General features: G+C 39.3%; 17 protein-coding genes, 2 tRNA genes and 2 rRNA genes. 6 read left to right on the top strand and 15 right to left on the bottom strand.

Annotation, left to right across the window (positions count from 1 at the left end; genetic code table 11):
- Positions 1-39: 39 nt before the first annotated feature.
- From MKY29_RS16745 to MKY29_RS16765, 5 genes are all read right to left on the bottom strand, one after another.
- Positions 40-2,968 (bottom strand): 23S ribosomal RNA (locus tag MKY29_RS16745).
- Between the two features lie 154 nt (positions 2,969-3,122).
- Positions 3,123-3,198 (bottom strand) — tRNA-Ala (locus MKY29_RS16750).
- Between the two features lie 16 nt (positions 3,199-3,214).
- Positions 3,215-3,291: transfer RNA gene (locus MKY29_RS16755), tRNA-Ile, on the bottom strand.
- Between the two features lie 93 nt (positions 3,292-3,384).
- Positions 3,385-4,939, bottom strand: a 16S ribosomal RNA gene (locus tag MKY29_RS16760).
- Together the 16S and 23S rRNA genes with 2 tRNA genes alongside form the textbook arrangement of a ribosomal RNA operon.
- Positions 4,940-5,408: 469 nt before the next feature.
- A complete protein-coding gene (locus tag MKY29_RS16765) occupies positions 5,409-6,275 on the bottom strand; it encodes a nucleotidyltransferase-like protein (protein WP_093495049.1) in 867 nt (288 codons plus the stop codon).
- A gap of 133 nt (positions 6,276-6,408) precedes the next feature.
- On the opposite strand from MKY29_RS16765, the gene MKY29_RS16770 reads away from it, so the two are divergent.
- From MKY29_RS16770 to MKY29_RS16785, 4 genes are all read left to right on the top strand, one after another.
- Entirely contained in the window at positions 6,409-6,753 is a 345-nt protein-coding gene (locus tag MKY29_RS16770) for a YgzB family protein (protein WP_093495050.1), read from the top strand.
- Between the two features lie 83 nt (positions 6,754-6,836).
- Positions 6,837-8,594 (top strand): LytS/YhcK type 5TM receptor domain-containing protein, encoded by a 1,758-nt coding sequence (locus MKY29_RS16775; RefSeq protein ID WP_340880335.1) that lies wholly within the window; start codon positions 6,837-6,839, stop codon positions 8,592-8,594.
- On the top strand, positions 8,591-9,307 hold the full coding sequence (locus MKY29_RS16780) for a LytR/AlgR family response regulator transcription factor (protein ID WP_093495052.1): 717 nt from the start codon (positions 8,591-8,593) through the stop codon (positions 9,305-9,307). Before MKY29_RS16775 ends, MKY29_RS16780 begins: the two co-directional genes overlap by 4 nt.
- Positions 9,308-9,440: 133 nt before the next feature.
- The gene (locus MKY29_RS16785; protein ID WP_340880337.1) at positions 9,441-10,904 is read left to right on the top strand and encodes a carbon starvation CstA family protein; all 1,464 of its coding nucleotides are present in this window, start codon (positions 9,441-9,443) and stop codon (positions 10,902-10,904) included.
- A 453-nt stretch (positions 10,905-11,357) separates the two neighbouring features.
- Here the strand turns inward: MKY29_RS16785 and MKY29_RS16790 are convergent, their stop codons facing one another.
- From MKY29_RS16790 to bcp, 7 genes are all read right to left on the bottom strand, one after another.
- Positions 11,358-11,933 (bottom strand): histidine phosphatase family protein, encoded by a 576-nt coding sequence (locus tag MKY29_RS16790; protein WP_340880338.1) that lies wholly within the window; start codon positions 11,931-11,933, stop codon positions 11,358-11,360.
- Positions 11,934-12,079: 146 nt separating this feature from the next.
- Positions 12,080-12,478 carry a hypothetical protein gene (locus MKY29_RS16795; RefSeq protein WP_340880339.1) on the bottom strand — a complete coding sequence of 133 codons (399 nt, stop codon included), beginning with the start codon at positions 12,476-12,478 and terminating at the stop codon, positions 12,080-12,082.
- A 184-nt stretch (positions 12,479-12,662) separates the two neighbouring features.
- Positions 12,663-13,136, bottom strand: a complete 474-nt coding sequence (locus tag MKY29_RS16800; RefSeq protein WP_340880340.1) for a GNAT family N-acetyltransferase — start codon at positions 13,134-13,136, stop codon at positions 12,663-12,665.
- 111 nt (positions 13,137-13,247) lie between these two features.
- On the bottom strand, positions 13,248-13,805 hold the full coding sequence (locus MKY29_RS16805) for a GNAT family N-acetyltransferase (RefSeq protein ID WP_241598531.1): 558 nt from the start codon (positions 13,803-13,805) through the stop codon (positions 13,248-13,250).
- A gap of 339 nt (positions 13,806-14,144) precedes the next feature.
- Complete coding sequence (perR, locus tag MKY29_RS16810; protein ID WP_139176021.1) at positions 14,145-14,588, bottom strand: peroxide-responsive transcriptional repressor PerR; 444 nt, start codon at positions 14,586-14,588, stop codon at positions 14,145-14,147.
- A gap of 113 nt (positions 14,589-14,701) precedes the next feature.
- Positions 14,702-15,643, bottom strand: coding sequence for a D-2-hydroxyacid dehydrogenase (locus MKY29_RS16815; RefSeq protein ID WP_340880341.1), 942 nt, complete (start codon positions 15,641-15,643; stop codon positions 14,702-14,704).
- A 2-nt stretch (positions 15,644-15,645) separates the two neighbouring features.
- Entirely contained in the window at positions 15,646-16,128 is a 483-nt protein-coding gene (bcp, locus tag MKY29_RS16820; protein WP_090568515.1) for a thioredoxin-dependent thiol peroxidase, read from the bottom strand.
- 176 nt (positions 16,129-16,304) lie between these two features.
- Here bcp and MKY29_RS16825 point away from each other — a divergent pair, with 176 nt between their 5' ends.
- Both MKY29_RS16825 and MKY29_RS16830 read left to right on the top strand, forming a co-directional pair.
- The gene (locus MKY29_RS16825; RefSeq protein WP_276517595.1) at positions 16,305-17,591 is read left to right on the top strand and encodes a glutamate-1-semialdehyde 2,1-aminomutase; all 1,287 of its coding nucleotides are present in this window, start codon (positions 16,305-16,307) and stop codon (positions 17,589-17,591) included.
- 38 nt (positions 17,592-17,629) lie between these two features.
- Positions 17,630-18,712: an FUSC family protein gene (locus tag MKY29_RS16830; protein WP_090568508.1), complete on the top strand. Its 1,083-nt coding sequence runs from the start codon at positions 17,630-17,632 to the stop codon at positions 18,710-18,712.
- A gap of 274 nt (positions 18,713-18,986) precedes the next feature.
- Here the strand turns inward: MKY29_RS16830 and nikC are convergent, their stop codons facing one another.
- The 3 genes from nikC to MKY29_RS16845 form a co-directional block, all read right to left on the bottom strand.
- Positions 18,987-19,886, bottom strand: a complete 900-nt coding sequence (gene nikC, locus MKY29_RS16835; RefSeq protein ID WP_090568504.1) for a nickel transporter permease — start codon at positions 19,884-19,886, stop codon at positions 18,987-18,989.
- Positions 19,887-19,900: 14 nt separating this feature from the next.
- Positions 19,901-20,905 (bottom strand): ABC transporter permease, encoded by a 1,005-nt coding sequence (locus tag MKY29_RS16840; RefSeq protein ID WP_241598527.1) that lies wholly within the window; start codon positions 20,903-20,905, stop codon positions 19,901-19,903.
- A gap of 68 nt (positions 20,906-20,973) precedes the next feature.
- Positions 20,974-22,602 (bottom strand): ABC transporter substrate-binding protein, encoded by a 1,629-nt coding sequence (locus MKY29_RS16845; RefSeq protein WP_241598524.1) that lies wholly within the window; start codon positions 22,600-22,602, stop codon positions 20,974-20,976.
- Positions 22,603-22,620: the final 18 nt, after the last annotated feature.

Here is a 22,620-nt window from a genome sequence, read left to right on the forward strand (position 1 = left end):
TCAAAACTGGATAAACGACATTGTTACGTTAAACAAAATTTGGTTAAGTCCTCGATCGATTAGTATTCGTCAGCTGCACGTGTCGCCACGCTTCCACCCCGAACCTATCTACCTCATCGTCTTTGAGGGATCTTACTTACTTGCGTAATGGGAAATCTCATCTTGAGGGGGGCTTCGTGCTTAGATGCTTTCAGCACTTATCCCGTCCACACATAGCTACCCAGCGATGCTCTTGGCAGAACAACTGGTACACCAGCGGTGTGTCCATCCCGGTCCTCTCGTACTAAGGACAGCTCCTCTCAAATTTCCTACGCCCACGACGGATAGGGACCGAACTGTCTCACGACGTTCTGAACCCAGCTCGCGTACCGCTTTAATGGGCGAACAGCCCAACCCTTGGGACCGACTACAGCCCCAGGATGCGATGAGCCGACATCGAGGTGCCAAACCTCCCCGTCGATGTGGACTCTTGGGGGAGATAAGCCTGTTATCCCCGGGGTAGCTTTTATCCGTTGAGCGATGGCCCTTCCATGCGGAACCACCGGATCACTAAGCCCGTCTTTCGACCCTGCTCGACTTGTAGGTCTCGCAGTCAAGCTCCCTTCTGCCTTTACACTCTTCGAATGATTTCCAACCATTCTGAGGGAACCTTTGGGCGCCTCCGTTACACTTTAGGAGGCGACCGCCCCAGTCAAACTACCCGCCTGACACTGTCTCCTACCCGGGTTACGGGTATGGGTTAGAATTTCAATACAACCAGGGCAGTATCCCACCGACGCCTCCTCCGAAGCTGGCGCTCCGGGCTCTAAGGCTCCTGCCTATCCTGTACAAGTTGCACCAAAATTCAATATCAAGCTATAGTAAAGCTCCACGGGGTCTTTCCGTCCTGTCGCGGGTAACCTGCATCTTCACAGGTACTATAATTTCACCGAGTCTCTCGTTGAGACAGTGCCCAGATCGTTACGCCTTTCGTGCGGGTCGGAACTTACCCGACAAGGAATTTCGCTACCTTAGGACCGTTATAGTTACGGCCGCCGTTTACTGGGGCTTCAATTCGCACCTTCGCTTGCGCTAAGCACTCCTCTTAACCTTCCAGCACCGGGCAGGCGTCAGCCCCTATACTTCACCTTACGGTTTTGCAGAGACCTGTGTTTTTGCTAAACAGTCGCCTGGGCCTATTCACTGCGGCTCTTCTAGGCTATGCACCCAAAAGAGCACCCCTTCTCCCGAAGTTACGGGGTCATTTTGCCGAGTTCCTTAACGAGAGTTCTCTCGCTCACCTTAGGATTCTCTCCTCGACTACCTGTGTCGGTTTGCGGTACGGGCACCTATCACCTCGCTAGAGGCTTTTCTTGGCAGTGTGAAATCAGGAACTCCGGACATACGTCCTCGCCATCACAGCTCAATGTTATAGAATGCGGATTTGCCTACATTCACACCTTACTGCTTGGACATGCATAACCAACAGCATGCTTACCCTATCCTTCTGCGTCCCCCCATTACTCAAACGGTGGTTTGGTGGTACAGGAATATCAACCTGTTATCCATCGCCTACGCCTATCGGCCTCGGCTTAGGTCCCGACTAACCCTGAGCGGACGAGCCTTCCTCAGGAAACCTTAGTCATACGGTGGACGGGATTCTCACCCGTCTTTCGCTACTCATACCGGCATTCTCACTTCTAAGCGCTCCACCAGTCCTTCCGGTCTGACTTCAACGCCCTTAGAACGCTCTCCTACCACTGATACCAAAGGTATCAATCCACAGCTTCGGTGATTTGTTTAGCCCCGATACATTTTCGGCGCAGCGTCACTCGACCAGTGAGCTATTACGCACTCTTTAAATGATGGCTGCTTCTAAGCCAACATCCTGGTTGTCTAAGCAACGCCACATCCTTTTCCACTTAACAAATACTTTGGGACCTTAGCTGGTGGTCTGGGCTGTTTCCCTCTTGACTACGGATCTTATCACTCGCAGTCTGACTCCCAAACATAAATCATTGGCATTCGGAGTTTGTCTGAATTCGGTAACCCGGGATGGGCCCCTAGTCCAAACAGTGCTCTACCTCCAAGATTCTAACGTTTGAGGCTAGCCCTAAAGCTATTTCGGAGAGAACCAGCTATCTCCAGGTTCGATTGGAATTTCTCCGCTACCCACACCTCATCCCCGCACTTTTCAACGTGCGTGGGTTCGGACCTCCAGTAAGTGTTACCTTACCTTCATCCTGGACATGGGTAGATCACCTGGTTTCGGGTCTACGACCACATACTCATTCGCCCTATTCAGACTCGCTTTCGCTGCGGCTCCGTCTTCTCAACTTAACCTTGCATGTAATCGTAACTCGCCGGTTCATTCTACAAAAGGCACGCTATCACCCATTAACGGGCTCTAACTACTTGTAGGCACACGGTTTCAGGATCTATTTCACTCCCCTTCCGGGGTGCTTTTCACCTTTCCCTCACGGTACTGGTTCACTATCGGTCACTAGGTAGTATTTAGCCTTGGGAGATGGTCCTCCCGGATTCCGACGGAATTTCACGTGTTCCGCCGTACTCAGGATACACTCAAGAGAGAATGAATTTTGGACTACGGGGCTTTTACCCTATCCTGCGGACCTTTCCAGATCGCTTCGTCTAACTCATTCCTTTGTAACTCTATGTAGAGTGTCCTACAACCCCAAGAGGCAAGCCTCTTGGTTTGGGCTATTCCCGTTTCGCTCGCCGCTACTCAGGGAATCGATTTTTCTTTCTCTTCCTCCAGGTACTTAGATGTTTCAGTTCCCTGGGTGTGTCTCAGATGCGCTATGTATTCACGCAAATGTACTGCTCCATTACGAACAGTGGGTTTCCCCATTCGGAAATCTCCGGATCAAAGCTCACTTACAGCTCCCCGAAGCATATCGGTGTTAGTGCCGTCCTTCGTCGACTCCTAGTGCCAAGGCATTCACCGTGCGCCCTTATTAACTTAACCTAAAAGTTAAAAAGTCTTACACGTCATGATTACGTAAATAATCATAACTTGAATTTCTTGTTGTTTATTGTTTCAATGTCGTTTTATCCAGTTTTCAAAGAACAATGGTTTTGTTCCTTCGCGACAAATAATCGCAGGAGCAAATAAGATAATTTGGTGGAGCCTAGCGGGATCGAACCGCTGACCTCCTGCGTGCAAGGCAGGCGCTCTCCCAGCTGAGCTAAGGCCCCGAAATTTAAAAAGGTATGGTGGGCCTAAATGGACTCGAACCATCGACCTCACGCTTATCAGGCGTGCGCTCTAACCAGCTGAGCTATAGGCCCTCTTTGAATTTCCATATATAATATGAACATTCAAAACTGAACTGCAAAACGTTAAGATACGAATAAAAATTCGTATTCCGATATTATCCTTAGAAAGGAGGTGATCCAGCCGCACCTTCCGATACGGCTACCTTGTTACGACTTCACCCCAATCATCTGTCCCACCTTCGGCGGCTGGCTCCCGTAAGGGTTACCCCACCGACTTCGGGTGTTACAAACTCTCGTGGTGTGACGGGCGGTGTGTACAAGGCCCGGGAACGTATTCACCGTGGCATGCTGATCCACGATTACTAGCGATTCCGGCTTCATGTAGGCGAGTTGCAGCCTACAATCCGAACTGAGAACGGTTTTATGGGATTTGCTCACCCTCGCGGGGTTGCGACCCTCTGTACCGTCCATTGTAGCACGTGTGTAGCCCAGGTCATAAGGGGCATGATGATTTGACGTCATCCCCACCTTCCTCCGGTTTATCACCGGCAGTCACCTTAGAGTGCCCAACTGAATGCTGGCAACTAAGATCAAGGGTTGCGCTCGTTGCGGGACTTAACCCAACATCTCACGACACGAGCTGACGACAACCATGCACCACCTGTCACCGCTGTCCCCGAAGGGAAAAGCCTATCTCTAGGCCGGTCAGCGGGATGTCAAGACCTGGTAAGGTTCTTCGCGTTGCTTCGAATTAAACCACATGCTCCACCGCTTGTGCGGGCCCCCGTCAATTCCTTTGAGTTTCAGTCTTGCGACCGTACTCCCCAGGCGGAGTGCTTAATGCGTTAGCTGCAGCACTAAGGGGCGGAAACCCCCTAACACTTAGCACTCATCGTTTACGGCGTGGACTACCAGGGTATCTAATCCTGTTTGCTCCCCACGCTTTCGCGCCTCAGCGTCAGTTACAGACCAGAAAGCCGCCTTCGCCACTGGTGTTCCTCCAAATCTCTACGCATTTCACCGCTACACTTGGAATTCCGCTTTCCTCTTCTGTACTCAAGTCCCCCAGTTTCCAATGACCTTCCACGGTTGAGCCGTGGGATTTCACATCAGACTTAAAGGACCGCCTGCGCGCGCTTTACGCCCAATAATTCCGGACAACGCTTGCCACCTACGTATTACCGCGGCTGCTGGCACGTAGTTAGCCGTGGCTTTCTAATGAGGTACCGTCAAGGTACGAGCAGTTACTCTCGTACTTGTTCTTCCCTCACAACAGAGTTTTACGATCCGAAAACCTTCTTCACTCACGCGGCATTGCTCCATCAGACTTTCGTCCATTGTGGAAGATTCCCTACTGCTGCCTCCCGTAGGAGTCTGGGCCGTGTCTCAGTCCCAGTGTGGCCGATCACCCTCTCAGGTCGGCTACGCATCGTCGCCTTGGTGAGCCGTTACCTCACCAACTAGCTAATGCGCCGCGGGCCCATCCTGTAGTGACAGCGAGATGCCGTCTTTTAACATCTCCCCATGTGAGGAAATGGATTATTCGGTATTAGCCCCGGTTTCCCGGAGTTATCCCAATCTACAGGGCAGGTTGCCCACGTGTTACTCACCCGTCCGCCGCTAAATCAGAAGAAGCAAGCTTCTTCGTCATTCGCTCGACTTGCATGTATTAGGCATGCCGCCAGCGTTCGTCCTGAGCCAGGATCAAACTCTCCATAATAGTTGGCTTCCGATATGCGGCGCATTTCTTCGTCAACTTCGTTCGCTCAGTCGGTCACGTACGTTAGTACGCTCCCTCTTTCACTCACTTGTTTCCTCGAACTACTTGCATCTCGAAATCCAACAAATAGAACTAGTTTAAAAGCTCATTTTGTTTTGCTGGCATCATCATTTAATGATGTCAAAATTGTTTTGCTATCAGACTAACAAAGTTAGTTGATAAGCTATATTTCTTAACGTTTTGCATGTTCAGTTTTCAATGTTCAATTTGCTGTGTCGTTTTTTGCGACTTCTCTAATTTACCACCGTATCAACCAAGTGTCAAGAAGTTTTTTCAAAAACTTTTTCGTTCTATTTACTTGAAATAGTTTGTATTGCTTTTGACGACGCTTATTATAATAGCACGAAATAAAATCATATGTCAACAATAAAAACGAACAAATTTAATTGTCCGTTTTTATGTGTTGTTTCTACATCCTTACTTTGTAGTATCTGTGCATGATTTCATTGCTTTTTGTTTGTTGTTTTTCAATTAAAATATATCCTTTATCTATTAGAAACTCGATGAAAACCTCTAAATCTACAGAGTAGTTTTTAAGTTCTTCTTGCTCATGAATTTCTTGGATAGTCCAAAACTCTTTTAATCCTAATACTTCTACAATGTGCTGTGCTCCATCCTTTGTACGGGAATGGATTAAGAAATCACTTGCTAGGAATAGAAGTTCTAATCTTTTTTCTAAAGTTTCCTCACTTGAGATTAACTCATCATACAATTTATAAATAGAAGGATCTAATTGCTTTACTTGCTTCCATACCATCACCTCTGGATGCATGCCATTTTCAAAAACAGCAAGTCGAGCCAAATGATGTAAAGAATCTACCATATGATTATAAGCATCTAAATAGTTATGTTGTTCAAAAAATAATTTACCTTCTAAGTATCTTCTTGTTAGTTTAGCAAACTCAATACCCATACGAGCTTTTCTACCATTTATCGGGAACACGTATAGCTCTTGCTTCAAACTTTCCACATATTCATTTCGATCAAATACCACACGACCATTGATCAACCAATCCACCATCTTCGGATTAGTCCCCAATAGTAGCCACTTTCTTAGCTGCTTCTCTGTTATTATATGTAGTGCAGTTTTTTTATCTCCATACGTGTAATGCTTTGTGAATACAGGTACAGATGAGTCTTTCGTTATGATAAATAAAATAGAATCAAACATATCAGTAATAGGGCTAAATTCTGCCCTTTTCTCTACTAAAATAATACCTAGCGTATTAGGTTCACTGGCTCTTTCTTGATAAATCGGTCTCAGTAATGCTTCCAAAATGAAGCCTCCTTTATTTCCTTCTTCTTATAAATTTTCGACAACTTTTCTAGATTTCCTTCTATAATTGTTTCTAAACATAACTTTATACTAAAATATGATATAGTGTATGTAGAAATTAGGAGGTTGAAAAATGAAACCCTATAAAAACAAAATAAATCGTATACGTTCCTTTGCACTAGGACTTATATTCTTTGGTTTTATCATAATGTATGGTGCAATATTCTTTAAAGATAATGGCATATTAGTTACCATCTTCGTGACACTAGGTTTACTATCTATTTTAGCAAGTACTGCAGTCTATGGATGGATAGGATTATTATCCACGAAAGCAGTACCAGTTGTATGTCCTAACTGCGGCAAACATACTAAAGTTTTAGGTAGAGTAGACATGTGCATGTACTGTAAAGAACCATTAACGCTAGACCCGAATCTTGAAGGAAAAGAATTTGATGAAGCATTGAATAAAAAAAGATAACTTAGCACTTTGCTTTTTGCAAAGTGTTTTTTATATGCTCTTATTAGTATAGAATAAACTTAATATAAAAGGAGGTCGATTATTTGTTAATCGTTTCTTTGATTGAGCGCTTAGCTATTATTGCGACAATCGCTTTTCTCTTAACGAGATTTAAGTTTTTCCGAAAGTTATTTGATTATCATACGCAAATGTCTACAAAACAGAGAATAGTTCTCACTTTAATATTCGGATTATTCGGAATCATAGGCACTTATACTGGAATTATTGTAAATCCATTTGAAAATACGGAAGATCGCTGGTCTAGAGCTTTAAATAATGAAGAGGCTATTGCTAATTCTCGCGTTCTCGGAGTGGTTGTTGGAGGTTTACTGGGGGGGTTCCGAATTGGTTTTGGAGCGGGAGTAATTGCTGGGGTGCACCGCTTCTTTCTTGGTGGTTTTACAGCCGTTGCATGTGGAGTTGCAACCATTCTCGCTGGTTTAATAGCAGGTCTAATCGGAACTAAGCTGCGTAAACAAACTCTCCTCTCGCCTTGGACTGCCCTAATAGTTGGTACAGCAACAGAAACTATTCAAATGATTGTCATTTTGTTAGTCGCCGATCCATACTCTCAAGCCGTTATTTTAGTAAAAGAAATAATGGTCCCTATGATTGTAACAAATGGCATTGGCTCTGCTCTTTTCATTCTTATAATAAGAAGTGTCTTAAAGGATGACGAAAGAACGGAGGCTAATGGCGCTCAAAAAGCTTTACAAATTGCTGAAACGACATTAGATCATCTTAGAGGAGGTTTAACTTTCCAGTCGGCTGAAAAAGTATGTGAGTTAATCTATTCCAAAACTGCATCTCTTGCAGTTTCTATGACAAATAAGGATACCATCTTAGCTCATGTCGGTATGGAAAGTAATCATCACAGCTCTGGAAGTCCTATTCAAACCGAATCAACGAGACAAGTTATACAGTCAGGTCACATGCTATCTATAGGGAAAAATGAAATTTTATGTAATCATCCCAATTGTTCTTTGGGTGCTGCAATAATTGCCCCTATTAAGATTAAAAATAGAACAGTGGCTACATTAAAAATTTATGTACATAACGAGAATTTGCTAACTCCTTCCTTAATAGAGCTTGTCCAAGGATTAACAAGCATGTTTGGCCACCAATTAGAATTATCTGAACTAGATCAATTACAGGAACTTGCAAAAGAAGCTGAAATACGAGCATTACAGGCACAGGTTAATCCCCATTTCCTGTTCAATGCAATGAACACAATCGTTTCTCTAATACGTACCAATCCTGATCGTGCACGTAGCTTATTAATTTCACTTGCAAATTATATACGGCAGAACGTAGAAAGCTCAACAGCTGGTTTGGTTACACTAAAAGAAGAAGTCGAACTCATCAAGTCATATTTATTAATAGAAGAAGCAAGATTTGGTGATCGGATTCAAGTGAAATATTCCATTGATTCAAACACTCTCAGATACTCAATTCCACCGATGGCTATTCTTACTTTGGTACAGAACTCGTTTAAGCATGGACTACAAAAGATTAAAAAAGATGGTTTAATTCAAATCACTATTAGATATGAACAGTATTACATCCATATTTCCGTAGTAGACAATGGCAAGGGGATGAATGAATCTAGAAGATCCACCCTCCTAAGTGATAAGGTAGAATCTGAAAATGGTACAGGAATTGGTCTCTATAACTTGCATCAAAGACTCAAAAAAATGATTCACCGCTCAGAAGGACTTACTATTAAAAGCAGTGATAACGGGACAGAGATTTACTTCTTTATCCCAAAAGATGATGAACAAGGGGTGAAAAGAACTTCATGACCTATAAAACAATTATTATTGATGATGAACGATTTAGCCGTGAAGAACTAGCTTTCTTACTTTCTACTTATAAAGAAATAGAAATAATTGCAGAAGCAGACTCTGCTGAAGGCGGACTACTCCTTGTGGCTAAATATGAACCAGATATTGTGTTTGTCGATATAGAAATGACTGGGATGAACGGTATAGAGTTTGCTAGGATTACGAAGCAGATGAAAAAACCTCCTATAATTATATTCGCAACAGCGTTTCCAAATTATGCACTTGATGCTTTTGAGACAAATGCATTTGATTATTTATTAAAACCATTTGAGGAAAAACGGTTAAAGGAGACGATGACTCGAATTCATTCAACTACAAAAACATCCGTATCACCCTCTGCAATACTTAAACTCGCAGTACACGAAGATGATCGTATTATTTATATAGAACCTAGTTCTATCTTGTATATTTCGCGTAATGACAGAGAAACGGTTATTCGAACCGCAAAAAGAGAATTTACCTCCAAATATACATTAAAGGAGTTAGAAGAAAAACTAACAAATCACCACTTTTTCCGGACACATAAAAGCTTTTTAGTGAATGTTCATCAAATTGTGGAGGTTTCTACATGGAGTTCAAGTATCTATCATGTTCGTGTAAACGGGATTTCAGAACAAATTCCTTTAAGCAGAAATTATGTCAAGGAATTAAGGGAGCTGCTAGAAATGTAGGAACACAACATGTAAAGGTGATATTTATACATCTTAAACGGAAAATTTAACATCTCACACCTAAATTAACTATTACATGAGTTTTTAAAATAGACTGATAATTGTAAACACTAATTAGTTTAGGAGGAAGACAATGATTACTTTTTTAGTTTCCATCGTGTTGTTAATAGTAGCTTACTTCACGTACGGTAAATACGTAGAAAAGGTTTTTGGTGTGAAGGAACAACGTAAAACACCTGCTTATACACTTGCCGATGGTGTCGATTACGTTCCAATGTCTAAAAACAAAAACTCACTTATCCAATTATTAAATATAGCTGGAGTTGGTCCTATCTTCGGTCCAATTATGGGTGCACTATACGGACCAATCGCTTTTCTTTGGATTGTTCTCGGTGCTATATTTGCAGGGGCAGTTCATGATTATTTAACAGGAATGATTTCCTTACGTAACAAAGGGGCACATTTACCCGATCTTGCTGGGAAGTTTTTAGGAAAAGCTTTCAAACATGTTGTAAACGTTTTCGCACTATTACTATTAGTTTTAGTTGGTACAGTTTTCGTCTCTTCTCCAGCAGCACTTCTAGGCGACTTGACGAAAGGTTGGATGTCCGTCGGTGTTTGGATTATTATTATTTTCGCTTATTACATCTTAGCAACTATATTACCAGTTGATAAGATTATCGGACGTTTCTATCCAATCTTCGGAGCACTTTTACTTATCAGTGCTATAGGTATCGGAGCAGCTTTATTGATTCAAGGATATACTATTCCAGAACTATCATTCCAAAATATGCATCCAGATAACTTACCTATTTTCCCATTGTTGTTCCTAACTATTTCTTGTGGAGCATTATCGGGATTCCATGCAACACAATCACCAATAATTTCTCGTACAACACAAGGAGAGTCTCAAGGACGTTATATCTTCTACGGAATGATGATTGCAGAAGCAATAATTGCTATGATTTGGGCAGCAGCTGCAATGTCAATTTTCAATGGTCAAGATTTAAATACATTACTAAATACAGTAGGTACTGCTGGTATTGTTAAAGAAGTATCTGTAACAACTCTTGGAGCTGTAGTTGGAACAATTGCTGTATTAGGAGTTGTTGTTCTGCCGATCACTTCCGGAGATACTGCCTTCCGCAGTGCCCGTATGATCATTGCAGATTATATCGGGATGGCACAGAAGAAAGCATCAAAACGTTTCGTTATAGCGATACCTATGTTTGTCATTTCGATTGCACTTACGCAAGTAGATTTTACAATCCTATGGAGATACTTTTCTTGGGCTAACCAATCCACAGCAGCAATTGCACTTTGGGTTGGCGCAATGTACCTAGCACTCCAAAAGAAAAATTTCTGGATTGCAGCAATACCTGCAACATTCATCACAATGGCTACATTTACGTATATCTTCAATGCTAAAATTGGGTTTAACTTATCGATGCAAACTTCTTATATAGCAGCTATAGTAGTAACCGTAATAATCATTATCGGATTCTTCTGGGGCCTTAAACGTAAACTTGAAGCAGCAGAAAGTGGATTCAAGCCTATTGTTTTAGATGACGGACTTGGAACGCAACCTGCAAAATAAGCATTACAAGATTGGTCGTAGAAATCATGCGACCAATTTTTTTATACATACACAATTTCTTCTAAACTTCCCGATCACTTAACGAATACAGTAATCAATAAACTAATTGCAAAGAGGATATATGCAATCTGAATGGTTGCGTACATTGTAAATTCAAAGACTGAAAGTTTCCGTTGTTTTTTGGTTTTTACCAAATGCCGAAGATAGAAAGAAGAACTAATCATAAGTATAACTATTGAAACTGTGCGTAGGACTTCTGCGTAAAATATCAAGGATTATCAACTCCTTATTTTTCATTCACCTATCAATTTACTTTTATACGTTCAACACATATAGAAGTTCCAATTATTAATTAATTTCCTATATAAATTTATAAAATTTCATTTGTAGCCCATTAACTAAAATGTACCGTTATCACATAAGAGTCTCTTCTTAATGCTGTGAAACCCTACTTTAGTTCAACGCAGAATATGTTGTACAATTCCAGTGCTTTGCACCAGCTTTTCTTTTGCCTTTCCAACCCATTTTTCGCAATTCCTTGGCGATTAACATATTAAAAAAACCATGACCAACTAAAACTACTGATTCATGTTCATTGGCATATTCAATTAATTGTTGTGAAGCCTTCTTTGCTCTCAATTTCGCCTTGCTAAAAGACTCGCATTCAATTGAATAGCCACTAAACCATAGTAGTCTTAAAATGACTGCCCAGTTATTTGGCTTTAATTTTACATTAAATAATATTGTTGGATTAGCGAGAGTAGGTAATTCTGTTTCGCGAAATAAAGGATCAGAAATTGTTTTTGTTTTTGGTTTTAATAAGCTTGCTGAGATAATAGACCTTTTTAAATCACTTGTAACTACAACCTTTGCAGCTGCTACTTTTTCAATTGTCACTTTGGGATATATTGTTTCTTCAAATACTCCGTTAAAGTCATATTTTTCAACCCACTTCTTAAACTCTGCAAAAATTATTTTGTCATTTTCTATCAATTGTGATTTACCATGTCTAATTAAAGAAATTTCCATAACGAACCCCTTAATAATCAGTGATTTCTATACTAATACCTTGATAACTTCTTGGAAAATAAAAAAGGGATAGGATTTCACTCCCCCTCAATCTATTGCACACACTTAGTGGAAGACCGAATATGTCAATAAAAGTTTCGTCAGTACTAATTTACTTTAAGGTTAATTTGTTCTTCATATTCACCTGTATTAGTTCGCCAAGTAATTTCAATAGTAGCATGGTTTAACGATATAATTGCTTCATCTTTAGTAGCCGGGGGATTATTCCCTCCGCTCGTTCCAAAGGATATTGCTGTTTGTTCTTCTTGAGGCTCAACTTCACCAGTACGTCCACCTTCATCAGTAACTACCGAATAAGTGACATATAGAAGTTCCTCATCACCTGTATATTCAATTCCTCCTCTATCTAAAAGATGAGTATCGGTTATTTCGTATATTAGATGTGCATTCCATAAATTTCCCTCACCAGTAGCTTTAATAGTTTCTTGATTTGAACAAGCTGCAAGTAAAATCATTGAAAATAGCAAAAGAAGTATTTTTCTCAACATAACTCCCCCTCAAATGCGGACTAAATTGTCCCTACGTAACAACTAATTCGACAGTTGTATAATAATACCTCTTATTGAACTAAACTGCTTTGTTCAACTTACTTGCTTCTATAGTTCAATAAGAAAAAAAGCAGCTTTACCCAACCTAGAAGCAAAGCTCCAGTTAGTTGAATAAAACCTACTATCTAATTTTGCATTGATAAACCATTTTCAAAAATTCAAAACTATCTCCATTTGTATCCTGCATATAAGTATCAACTTCTTCAAATCCAATTCTTCTATAAACTTTTATTGCCCTGTGATTGAAAGTTGCTACTGATAGCGTTATTTTTTGGGGCTTATATATTGATTCAGCAAAATCTATCCCTGCTTTTAAAAATCCCATTCCGTTTCCCTTACCAACTAGATTTGGTCTCAACCCTATCCCTATATCAATAGTATTTATAGCTACTTTAGTAAAGCTAAAGAAACCTATAATATCATTGTCTTTAGTAACAATGAAATTTGAGTCACCTCGTTTTTGGGAGTCTAAGAACTCAACTAAATCTTCTTTATCTGCCATCATATCGTAAAAAGAATACTCAGCATCATAGTGCCAATTAAATGCAATTTCTTCCGCTTGTTCCTGTGTCATAATTTCAAACTTATATCCCATAATTATCTCCCTTGTATCACTATTTCAATAAGAAAAAAGGCTTTACTCCTACTTGAAGTAAAGCATCCGGTGGTTGAAAAAGAAATTTTATCACCATTTTTTACAGAATGATTAAAACTCTTCTTTTAATATAGAGTACATTTTTAAATCTCGATGTTTTCCTTTTACAAATATACCATTTCTAATTACTCCTTCAAGAGTCATTCCTGCTTTTTCCATTACTCGTGCTGAGCCGATATTTTCTACATCACACCTTGCTTGAATACGAACTAAATCCATTTCCTCAAAACCGAATTTTATGATTTCCTTTGTTACTTCAGTAGTTAAGCCTATTCCCCAATAGTTTTTAGAAATAACATAACCGATTTCAGCAATTTTATGATTAGGTTGCCACCACACAAAATCGATAGTCCCGATAAACTTTCCATTTTCCTTGTATTCAATTCCCCACGGTGAAACCTGCTTGTTTTCATATTTATTCAATACAAATTCCACAAATTTTGTTGTATCAGATATTGTTTCGTGGGTATTCCAAGTTACATACTTAGATACTTCTTCATCCGAACCATATAGATGCATATCTTCAATATCTTCTAAAGTGACTTTTCTAAGAATAAGACGTTCTGTTTCTAATATAGGTAATTCACCATATATTTTTTCTACCTTCATTGAATCCCCTCCCCTAAATACTAGCTAAGAATTAATACTTCTATAAAGAGGTTGCCAATTCCTTCTACTCTTAATAACCTAACTTTCCACTTTAGTTTAAGTGTAACATTTCAAATTGCACCTCCAAAATCTCTTTGACAATTGGACATAAAAATAGACCATCACTATATGTTGGTCTGGGTTATGAGTAATAGTATATCTAGTTATAACTTAATTTTGCTCATCTAACTTTTGAAAATAGCATCTAGTATTAACCATCATGTAGCAAAAATGTTTAACCTTTTTCTTAACAGAGCCAAATAAAAAAAACCGAGCGTCTCATTCTACGCTCGGTATTGCTTATTGGACTTTAGTTGCATGTTCTTTACATGTTGGACAAACACCGTATATTTCCATTCGATGATAACTTACTTCAAAGCCAGTTAAATGAGAAGCTAAATGTTCTACTTCATCTAATCCTGGGTAATGAAAATCAACTATTTTGCCACAAGTATCACAAATCATATGATAATGATCGTTTGTAACAAAATCGAAACGACTAGAGGAATCCCCATAGGTTAACTCTTTTACAAGTCCTGCTTCTCTAAAAACACGTAAGTTATTATACACCGTTGCAACACTCATGCTAGGAAATTTACTTTCTAGTGCTTTATATATATCGTCCGCTGTGGGATGTGACATAGATTGGATAATAAATTCCAGTATCGCATGGCGTTGAGGCGTAATTCGTACACCAGTCGATTTTAATGTATCTAAAGCATCTCTTAAATGTACTTCCGTCATCGCAATGCACCTCTTTTCATATTCATTCTTTGATTATAATTGTTACAATAAGTATAATTAAAAAATGTATGAACTGTCAAACTTATTACATCCTTAGGAAAGAAATACATAGATTAGTAGCCTTTTTCCAAGTCGATCTCATTCTCAAGTGGCTTTTGATCCAACCAAGCGTTTAAATTCCTTGAAAAAATTTGCAATGCCCGCACCACATATTGAGAAGAATGACTAGAGACATGCGGAGAAACGATAACATTGTTCATACTCCAAAATGGGTGTCCCTCTGTAAGTGGTTCTTTCTCAAATACATCTAGAACAGCATATGCAATTTGTTCTTCTTTTAATGCACGTATTAGATGTTCTTCATTCACCACATCTCCACGTCCAAAGTTCATAAAGATCGCTGTAGGTTTCATAGACTGTAAATGCTCGTATGTGATTAGCCTAACTGTTTGTGTCGTGCTGGGTAGAATCGAAATAACAATATCTGCTTTTGGCAAGACTTCATTTAATTTATCAAAGGTAACTACTTCTTCCATAAATGGAGCGGGGCGTCCACTGCTATTACATCCAATAGTATGTACCCCAAAAGCCATCAGTATTCGACCAACTTCCCCTCCTATAGCACCTGGACCTAATATTATCGCAGTAGAACCTAATAATTCATTAGGGAATACTCGCTTAGACCACTCCCCGTTACGCTGATTTTCATTGATTAACGGCAGTGACTTTTTAATAGAAAGTATATGAGCTAAAATTGTTTCAGCCATAGGTGTTTTGTGAATTCCACGCACGTTAGTAACGACAATACCTTGATTTGCAATTTCCTGTAGCGGCATTTTTTCTAGTCCAGCTGAAGCAACCATTATCCATTTTAGCTGTTCAGCTTTTTCAAGATGACTTGCATATAAGTCCTCTCCATAAGTAACTAGAATTTGTGATGATATTAATAATTCTTCATTTAGACCTTTTTGAAATACAAATTCTGCATTTGGAAACTTTCTTATTAATTCAACCTGTTGCTCCTGTTTTGGTAAAAAAGAAAACAATATTTTCATACTTATTGCCCTTCAGTCACTAATGATCTTAATGTAAGTAGTGCTTCCTCGACATGTCCATCGACTTTGACTTTATTCCATTCTTTTACGATCGTCCCTGTAGGATCGATTAAAAAAGTAGAACGTTCAATACCCATATATTCTTTTCCGAAATTCTTTTTCAACTTCCATACTCCATAAGCTTCGGAAACTTCATGCGTATCATCCACTAAAAGAGAAAATGGCAAGCCATGCTTATTTATAAATTTTGTATGAGCCTTTTCATCATCCGCACTAACTCCAAGAATAACTGCATTTAAATCAGTGAAACTCGTATATGCATTTTTAAAATCACATGCCTCTGTTGTGCAGCCTGGTGTAGCATCCTTTGGGTAAAAATATAAAACTACATACTTCTTTCCTGCAAAATCTTTTAATGAAACAATTTCTCCTTTTTCATTTTTCAACGAAAAGTTAGGTGCTATCAAGCCTTCTAGTTTTTCCATCATAATCCCTCCTATATATATCGTATCGAAGTTAGTCTCTATGTTCAATTTTCTTAGCATTTTTCCTTATAATTGTCTACAATTAAAGAGAACTTAAAGAAGAAATACACTAGACAATAATTGGATAGTAAAGGTATACTTTCTATCGGCAAACAAACTGAGCGGAGGCAATTAAATTGAAACAAACACAATCAGAAATGATACAAGTAGAGGCATTAGAACATATAGTTGGTGGTGTAAATAGTCCATCAAGATCATATAAAGCTGTAGGCGGTGGAGCACCAATCGTAATGGAAAGAGCAGAAGGTGCTTATTTTTATGACGTTGATGGCAACAAATACATCGATTATTTAGCTGCATACGGTCCTATAATTACTGGTCATGCACATCCTCATATTACGGAAGCCATCACAAAAGCTGCACAAACAGGTCTATTATATGGTACCCCAACTAAACATGAAGTAACCTTTGCCAAAATGTTAAAGGATGCTATTCCTTCTATGGATAAAGTTCGTTTTGTTAACTCGGGGACAGAGGCAGTTATGACAACAATTCGAGTTGCTCGTGCCTACACTGGTAGAACAAAAGTTATGAAATTTGCTGGTTGCTATCATGGACATTCCGATTTAGTACTAGTTGCGGCTGGCTCTGGCCCAGCGACACTTGGTACACCTGATTCTGCAGGGGTACCCCAGTCTATCGCAAAAGAAGTGATCACTATTCCATTCAACGATCCAAAAGCTTATGAGGAAGCAATGGAGAAATGGGGAGAGGAATTGGCGTGTATTTTAGTAGAACCAATCGTTGGCAACTTCGGTATGGTAGAGCCAAATGAAGGTTTCCTTCCTCTAGTTCATAAAATCGCAAAAGACAAAGGTGCATTAGTCATTTACGATGAAGTAATTACAGCATTCCGCTTCCATTACGGTGCGGCATCTACGATGTTAGAACAAACGCCTGACTTAACTGCTTTAGGTAAAATAATTGGTGGAGGACTTCCGATTGGTGCTTACGGGGGCAAAAAAGAAATTATGGAACAGGTTGCACCACTAGGCCCTGCATACCAAGCGGGAACTATGGCAGGGAACCCAGCGTCAATGCAAGCAGGGATTGCTTGTTTAGAGGTTCTACAAACTCCGGGATTATATGATGAATTAGATAGACTAGGTGCAATTCTAGAGGCTGGTATTCTAGAAGCTGCCAAGAAAAATAATGTAACCATTACTATTAATCGGATTAAAGGAGCCCTATCCGTTTACTTCACAGATGTAAGGGTAGAAAATTATGTGCAAGCAGAAGCAAGTGACGGTGAAATGTTTGCGAAATTCTTTAAGCTAATGCTAAACCAAGGCATTAACTTAGCACCTTCTAAATATGAGGCTTGGTTTATAACAACCGCCCATACTGAAAGAGATATTCACGAAACACTAAAGGCAGTTAATAATGCCTTTGCCGAACTCTAATAATCAGGTACACTGTTTTTACGAAAGGATAGGATTTAATGAAATTAGGAGCACGAATATTTAAAACTGGGGTAGCAATTGTGTTCTCTTTATTCTTAGCCGAATTACTTCAGCTTCCTACTCCTGTTTTTGCAGGAATAGCAGCCATTTTCGCCATTCAACCTTCTATTTATAGGTCCTATTTAACAGTAACCGAGCAAATTCAAGGGAATTTAATAGGGGCTGTCATTGCGGTCGTTTTCACCTTGGTTTTTGGAAATGATTATATAGCTGTTGGATTTGCAGCAATAGTTGCGATAACACTAATGCTCAAGTTAAAGCTAGAGAAAACTATCTCACTCGCTTTAGTAACTGTTATCGCGATTATGGAAATACAGGGAGACGACTTTTTAGTATTTGCTTTGTTACGATTTGCAGCAATGCTTGTTGGAGTTATCTCCGCATTTATTGTGAATTTAGTATTTTTGCCACCTAAGTTTGAAAAGAAACTTTTCAATGCCATTCACTTTACGCAGGATGAAATAATCCGTTGGCTACGAATAGCAGTTAGACAGGCGTCAGATCATCAATCAACTAAACAAACAATTCATCAATTAAAGGAAAGACTTGTTAGAGTCGATCAATTATACTCTTTCTTTAAAGAAGAACGTGGGTATACAAAAAAAGCAAATCACACTAAGGGTAGAAAATTAGTTGTTTACCGCGAGTTAATATCCACTTCTTATAAAAGCTTAGACGTACTCAAAAAATTACATCACCATGAGCATGAATTAACTGATCTACCAGAACATTTTCGGATGATGATAAAGGAAAGATTGGATACTCTTTTAACCTATCATGAACAGCTTCATTTAAAATTCATTGGTAAATTAAGACCAGAGCATATTGAGGAGAACGACTCGGAGGCATTTTTACAAAGACAAGAGGTAATGGATATTTTCGTCAAGCAAATTACCATTACGCAAATGGAAGAAGAGTTTTCCTCCTACCACCTCTTACATTTACTATCAGCTATTTTAAAATATGAAGAACAATTAGAACATGTGGATAAACTGATCACATCATATCAAAACTTTCATAGTGAAGAACTAACTGTTCAGATTGAAGAAACACCTTATTAGAAAATGGCAAGTATCCATTTAGTTTAAAGCCTGTTTTTATCGTCTACGAAAGGCTTCGGACAGATTTTTGGCTATATTTTTATTGATTGATTTTTAATAGAGGCTGGTCGTGACTAACGTCACAACCAGCCTCTATTTTCACGGAATCTTATAAGTCTTGCCTGTCCATCGCCTACAAACTATTATGCTAAATACACTAGGTTCATTGTTAACAAAATTTTATAGTTTTTTTCATAAAACATGCCACTTAGCAAATATACTAAGTGGCATCATTTTAATTTTTCATCTTAGGATCTAGTGCATCTCGGAGTCCATCGCCCATCAAGTTAAATCCTACTACTGTTAACATTATTGCAAGTCCTGGGAAAATCATTGTCCACGGAGCATTTCTTAAATACATACGAGCATCCGCAAGCATTTTTCCCCATTCAGGAGCTGGTGCCTGAGCACCCAGCCCTAAGAACCCTAATGCAGCTGCTTCAATAATGGCCGATGCAATTGCAAGTGTACCTGCAACAATAACCGGTGCCATTGAATTAGGTAAAATATGAGAAAATAAAATTCGAATATCTCTCATCCCAATAGCTTTAGCAGATGTTATGTACTCCTCTTCTTTAATACTTAGAACCTTCGAACGTATTAGTCGACCAAAGTTAGGGATATTAATAATCGCAATAGCGATCAACGCATTTTGCAAAGATGGCCCTAAAACAGATACTACGGCAATTGCTAATAGTATACTTGGAAAAGCTAGCATAATATCAAAAATTCTTGAAATAATCATATCTATCCATTTCCCATAGTAACCTGCAACAATACCTAAAATACTACCGACTACTACAGAACCAATAACCGAGAAAAATCCTACTACTAAAGAAATTCTAGCTCCATGAATAATCCGAGAAAATATATCCCGACCAAAATCATCCGTACCGAACCAGTACTGACCAGATGGTGGTTTTAAGCGATCAGTTAAAAGCTGCTCATTAATACCTTGTGGTGCAAGCCAAGGACCAACAAATGCTAAAAATACGAAGAATAAGACAATCCCTGCTCCTGCAAGTGCTCCTTTATTTTTACGGAAACTTCGCCATGCATCTCGCCAAGGACCGGTCGACGTTTCTTTAGGTGCTATTACTTGATCATTTGTCGAATTCGGAACCATTTCGGACATATCTATTCCTCCTTTTAATCATATTTGATCCTCGGATCTACTAACCCATACAAAATATCTACGAATAAATTAATCATTACAAATATAAAAGCGACAACCAGTATACCAGACTGAATAACAGGATAATCACGGAACGAAATAGCTTCGTATATATACCGTCCGATTCCCGGCCAGCCAAATATAGTCTCTGTTAAAATAGCGCCTCCAAGTAAGAGTCCAGTTTGCAGACCAATTACAGTTAATACCGGTATGATTGCATTTTTTAATGCATGTTTATATACAACAAAAAACATTTTCTGACCTTTTGCTCTAGCAGTACGAACATAATCTGCTCTCATTACTTCCAGCATACTCGATCTAGTCATACGTGCAATAATTGCCATTGGAATTGTAGCTAATGCAATACCTGGTAGCACTAGATGCTTTAATACAGTACCAAGTTGATCGAATCTTCCCTGTATAATTGTATCGACAATATACAAGCTAGTGATGGAATTAATGGGATCCCGGACTTCTTCTCGACCAGTCGTTGGAAGCCATTGCAATTCAACACCAAAAATCCATTGTTCCATCAAACCTAACCAGAAGATTGGCATAGATACACCAATTAGCGCTAAAATCATTGCCATATAATCAAACCAGGAATTTTGGAACCAAGCAGATATAATACCTGCATTCACTCCAATAATTACGGCTATAATAATCGCAAAGAAAGCAAGCTCCATTGTTGCAGCTAAATATGGCCAAATCTCTTCAGCAACCGGTTGAACAGTTCGCATAGATTCACCCAAATCACCTTTTAAGAGACCGATTAAGTAGTCAAAGTATTGTGTATACCAAGGCTCATTTAAGCCTAGTTTAATCTCCAATGCTTCTATCGCTTCTTTAGATGCTAATTGTCCTAAAATTACTTGAGCTGGATTACCAGGAATTGCTCGTATGATCATGAATACAACAAATGTCATACCAAGTAATACGGGTATCAATTGTAGTAAACGTTTACCGATATAGTGAAGCATTTTCTTCACCTCTCTAATTTAAAATAAAGAAAGGGGAGAAATCACGAAGACCTCCCCCCTTAAGCATATTACTTAAAGTCGACCTTGTTTAATCTATCAGAACCAGTTGGATGTGGGAAGAAATTAGTTATTTCTGCATCTCCCGCTAGTAAAGGTGTTGAGTGTGCAAGTGGAACCCATGGAGCATCCTCAAAAATAATCTCTTGCGCTTGTTTATATAGTTCATTACGTTTCTCTTCGTCTACTTCTGTTTGTGCTTCGATTAAAAGCTTATGTGTCTCTTCGTTACTGTAGTAGCTATAGTTATTGCTTCCGATATTATCTTCGTCAAGTAACACATAGATGAAGTTATCTGCATCTCCATTATCACCTGTCCAACCTAATAAGAATGCATCTGCTTCTCCATTTTTAGCTTTTTCTAAATAAGTAGCCCATTCATAAGATACGATATTAGCAGTTATGCCAACATCAGCTAAGTTCTTTTGGATAGCTTCTGCAACTTTTGCTCCATCTGGCATATATGGACGTGGAACAGGCATTGCCCATAGTTCCATTTCAAATCCGTCTGCAAAACCAGCTTCTGATAATAATTGCTTCGCTTTTTCTGGATCATATTCGTATCCAGGAATATCATCATTGTATCCGCTTATTGTTGATGGCATAGGATTTTTGGCTACTTCTGCGCGCCCTTCAAAGAAAGCATCAACAATCGCTTGTTTATCAATTGCATAGTTTACAGCTTGACGAACTTTTTGGTTATCAAACGGTGGACGAGTGCTTGTTAAACCAAGGTATCCAACATTCATAGATGGACGCTCGAACAATTGTAACGCTGCTTCTGATTCAACTGTATTTCCATCTGAAGGATTTACTCCATCAGCTAAGTCTATTGCTCCAGTTAGAAGATCGTTCAAACGTGCAGAATTGTCTGGAATTGCACGGAAAACAACTTTATCCAATTTAGGCTCTTCTGAATTCCAATACTCTTCATTCTTTTCAATAGTAATAGAATCATTGCGTTTCCATTCTACAAATTTGAATGGTCCAGTACCAACTGGGCTATCACCAAATTTGTCGCCAGCTGCTTCAAATGCAGTCGGACTTGCAATTGCAAAAGGACTCATTGCAATATTTTTTAAGAAAGGTGCTTGAGCACGAGTAAGCTTAAAGATAACTGTGTAATCTCCTTCAGCAGTAACTGAATCAATTACGCGGCTTTCGTCACCAGCAAATCCTCCAAACATAGACTTATAATACGGGAAAAGATCTTCGGAACCATTTGCCCAACGTTCAAAGTTTTTCACTACTGCTTCTGCGTTGAAGTCTGTTCCATCATGGAATTTTACTCCTTCACGAAGTGTGAATGTATAAGTAAGTCCATCCTCAGATGGCTCCCATTTTGTAGCTAATCCTTCATTAATAGTTGTATCTTGTTCACCAAAGTTCAATAGTGTTTCTAATACGTTTTGTGTAACTTTAAACGATTCACCATCCGTAGCACCTGCTGGATCTAGTGTAACCGAGTCACCCCCACGACCGAAGACTAATACTTTTTCTTCAGCAGTTTCTGTCGTGCCCTCGTCATTATCTTTTTTTGTATCGCCGTCTGATGAATCGTCAGATGAACACGCAGCAAGTACTACAGTAAGTGCAACGAACATCAGTAGCAAAAATGACCATAATTTCGATTTACTCATTTGGACCCCTCCATAATA

It is taken from the genome of Psychrobacillus sp. FSL K6-2365 (assembly GCF_038003165.1).
Taxonomy (GTDB): domain Bacteria; phylum Bacillota; class Bacilli; order Bacillales_A; family Planococcaceae; genus Psychrobacillus; species Psychrobacillus psychrodurans.

What these genes read in the sequence shown, in the direction of transcription:
- MKY29_RS16815 (WP_340880341.1), bottom strand. Translation starts at nt 15,643, where the DNA reads ATGAAAATATTGTTTTCTTTTTTACCAAAACAGGAGCAACAGGTTGAA.
- MKY29_RS16785 (WP_340880337.1), top strand. Translation starts at nt 9,441, where the DNA reads ATGATTACTTTTTTAGTTTCCATCGTGTTGTTAATAGTAGCTTACTTC.
- MKY29_RS16840 (WP_241598527.1), bottom strand. Translation starts at nt 20,905, where the DNA reads ATGCTTCACTATATCGGTAAACGTTTACTACAATTGATACCCGTATTA.
- MKY29_RS16805 (WP_241598531.1), bottom strand. Translation starts at nt 13,805, where the DNA reads ATGAAGGTAGAAAAAATATATGGTGAATTACCTATATTAGAAACAGAA.
- nikC (WP_090568504.1), bottom strand. Translation starts at nt 19,886, where the DNA reads ATGTCCGAAATGGTTCCGAATTCGACAAATGATCAAGTAATAGCACCT.
- bcp (WP_090568515.1), bottom strand. Translation starts at nt 16,128, where the DNA reads ATGGAAAAACTAGAAGGCTTGATAGCACCTAACTTTTCGTTGAAAAAT.
- perR (WP_139176021.1), bottom strand. Translation starts at nt 14,588, where the DNA reads ATGACGGAAGTACATTTAAGAGATGCTTTAGATACATTAAAATCGACT.
- MKY29_RS16790 (WP_340880338.1), bottom strand. Translation starts at nt 11,933, where the DNA reads ATGGAAATTTCTTTAATTAGACATGGTAAATCACAATTGATAGAAAAT.
- MKY29_RS16780 (WP_093495052.1), top strand. Translation starts at nt 8,591, where the DNA reads ATGACCTATAAAACAATTATTATTGATGATGAACGATTTAGCCGTGAA.
- MKY29_RS16830 (WP_090568508.1), top strand. Translation starts at nt 17,630, where the DNA reads ATGAAATTAGGAGCACGAATATTTAAAACTGGGGTAGCAATTGTGTTC.
- MKY29_RS16770 (WP_093495050.1), top strand. Translation starts at nt 6,409, where the DNA reads ATGAAACCCTATAAAAACAAAATAAATCGTATACGTTCCTTTGCACTA.
- MKY29_RS16845 (WP_241598524.1), bottom strand. Translation starts at nt 22,602, where the DNA reads ATGAGTAAATCGAAATTATGGTCATTTTTGCTACTGATGTTCGTTGCA.
- MKY29_RS16800 (WP_340880340.1), bottom strand. Translation starts at nt 13,136, where the DNA reads ATGGGATATAAGTTTGAAATTATGACACAGGAACAAGCGGAAGAAATT.